This window comes from Eudoraea sp. (assembly GCF_049665975.1).
GTDB lineage: Bacteria > Bacteroidota > Bacteroidia > Flavobacteriales > Flavobacteriaceae > Eudoraea.
Window position 1 is genome coordinate 1 of the sequence record NZ_JBATGR010000112.1, and the last position, 2,435, is coordinate 2,435.

At 38.7% G+C, this 2,435-nt stretch carries 1 protein-coding gene; it reads right to left on the reverse strand.

Annotation, left to right across the window (positions count from 1 at the left end; all coding sequences use genetic code 11):
* Positions 1-165: 165 nt before the first annotated feature.
* Positions 166-2,435, reverse strand: a 2,270-nt coding sequence (locus WBN20_RS04500; protein WP_424280855.1) for a vitamin B12 dependent-methionine synthase activation domain-containing protein, incomplete at its 5' end; no start/stop codon positions are given.

A 2,435-nucleotide genomic window follows, 5' to 3' on the forward strand; every position in this document is an offset into this window, starting at 1 on the left:
AATTTCAAAAGAGAATAGTGTATTCCCTTTAGCTCTTTCTATATGTTCCGTGACTTTCATTTATGCTTATTGCTTTTCAATATTTTTGGTTCAAAGAATCTTTGAATACGATTTTTTTATCCTGCTAATTCGTTGATCCAGTTTAAATCCAGCAGGATATTTCACTTATTCATCAGCTATATTTGGAGCGAGCCATTTCCTTGCTTCACTCAATTCAATTTCTTTCCTCCCTGCATAATCTACAATCTGGTCTTCCATTATCTTACCCAATCCAAAATATCGAGCATCCCGATGTGCAAAATAATACCCGCTTACACTGGCTGCAGGGAACATAGCCAGGTTATCTGTCAATTTAACTCCAATCTCCTTATTTACATCCAGTAATTCCCAAATGGTCAATTTTTCGGTATGATCGGGACAAGCAGGGTAGCCCGGAGCCGGCCTTATTCCCCTGTATTCTTCTTTTATCAAATTTTCATTAGAGAGTTGTTCTTTTCCTGAATATCCCCAGTATTTGACACGTACTTCTTTATGTAAATACTCAGCAAAAGCTTCAGCAAGTCTGTCGGCCAATGCTTTGATCATAATAGCATTGTAATCATCAAGATTTTTCTCGTATTCCTCAGCAAGTTCATTTGTGCCAAAACCAGCCGTAACACAAAAGCAGCCTATATAATCCTGTAATCCAGATTCCTTGGGCGCAATGAAATCTGCAAGTGCCATATTGGGTTTGCCTTGTCGTTTTTTGGATTGCTGACGCAAGGTCCTAAAAATTAGAGGTTTATCTTCTTCCTTTTTGTTAACAGTACCCGGATTTAAAGGATGGGCAATTACTTCTATATCATCATCATTAATTGTATTAGCGGAAAAAAGTCCAAAAATCGCTTTTGCTGTCAATAATTTCTCCTCGAAGATCTTTTTCAGCATTGACCGGGCATCTTCGTATAACTCGGAAGCCTGCTCCCCTACAATTTCATCGCTTAATATTGCGGGATATTTTCCATGTAAGTCCCAACTTCGGAAAAATGGTGTCCAATCTATAAATTCTTCCAAAAGTTTAAGATCCATATCTCTAATGACCTCTATCCCTAAATTATTAGGTTTTATAATATCAGAAGCATCCCAGTCGATTTGGAATTTATTCTTTCTTGCTGCTTCCAGACTTAGATATTCCTTTAGTTTACCGCGACTTAGAAATTTCTCTCTGAAGGTAGAATAGTCAGTTTTAACCAACGCTTTATAATCGTCTGAAGAATCTTTCTGTAAGAGGTCACCAAGGACAGTTACGGCCCTGGAGGCATCATTTACATGCACTACAGAGGAACTGTATTGTGGATCGATCTTTACTGCAGTATGGGCCTTACTGGTTGTTGCTCCTCCTATTAATAAAGGTATATTAAAACCCTGGCGTTCCATTTCGCTAGCCAGATGAACCATTTCATCCAGAGAAGGGGTAATAAGACCACTTAACCCTATTACATCTACCTGTTCTTCTTTAGCTTTTTGAATTATTTTTTCAGGTGGAACCATTACGCCTAAATCAATAATTTCATAGTTATTACAAGCCAGTACCACACTTACAATATTCTTGCCTATATCATGTACATCTCCCTTAACCGTTGCCATTAAGATTTTACCTGCGGTTTGTGATAAATTGTCTTTGTCTTCTTCAATATAAGGCAATAAATGGGCAACTGCCTTTTTCATTACCCTGGCAGACTTAACTACCTGTGGCAGGAACATTTTACCACTTCCAAAGAGATCTCCAACCACATTCATTCCTTTCATTAAATGGCCTTCAATTACCTCAATAGGCTTAGCTGCGGCTAATCTTGCTTCTTCCACATCGGCTACGATATATTGATCTATTCCTTTTACCAAAGCCCGGGTAATTCTTTCCTGAAGCGGATCTTTTCGCCATGAATCATCCGCTTTGCTGTCCTTTGCCTTACCCACCACAGTTTCAGCAAAATCGAGAAGACGTTCTGTGGCGTCATTCCTTCTGTTTAGAATGACATCTTCTACCCTATTCAGTAAATCTTTTGGAATGTCGTCATAGACTTCAAGTAGGGCAGGGTTAACAATTCCCATATTCATACCGGCCTGAATGGCGTGGTACAAGAAAACCGAATGCATGGCCTCACGAACGGGCGTATTACCTCTAAATGAAAAAGATACATTACTTACGCCACCGCTAACACTGCAATATGGGAGATTTTTTCGAACCCAGGTAGTAGCTTCAATAAAATCTACCGAATTCTGCTTGTGTTCATCCATTCCGGTTGCTACAGGAAAAATATTAAGATCAAAAATGATATCTTCCGGTGGGAAATTCACCCTATTTACCAATATATCATAAGATCGTTTGGCTATTTCAATACGTCTCTCAAAATTATCTGCCTGCCCTTTTTCGTCAAATGCCATTATTATAACAG